The organism is Xenorhabdus sp. NBAII XenSa04 (assembly GCF_963866145.1).
Lineage (GTDB): Bacteria > Pseudomonadota > Gammaproteobacteria > Enterobacterales > Enterobacteriaceae > Xenorhabdus > Xenorhabdus indica.
On record NZ_CAWMEB010000195.1, the window covers coordinates 1 to 245 of the forward strand.

At 45.3% G+C, this 245-nt stretch carries 1 protein-coding gene; it reads right to left on the reverse strand.

What is annotated here, in order from left to right:
• Positions 1-245 (reverse strand): AMP-binding protein (locus tag AAC147_RS08110; RefSeq protein ID WP_047686291.1); only part of this gene is annotated, 245 nt, incomplete at both ends.

The window sequence follows — 245 nt, forward strand, 5'->3', positions numbered from 1 at the left end:
CGGAATAACTCGGCAGAAAAGTGGTTCATCAAAGCAGTGGGAATAAAGGCTTTGGTGATTTTATGTTGGTTGATAAACGCCAACAGTTGTTCACTGTCTCCGGTTACCGCGGTGGGAGCAATATACAAAGCGGCACCGGACATCAGCACCGGGAAAACTTCAAAGACAGAAGCATCAAACACGTAATTAGAGAAAAACAACGCCTTCACTTGTGGTGCCAACAGATGTGTTCTGGCAATAAACTG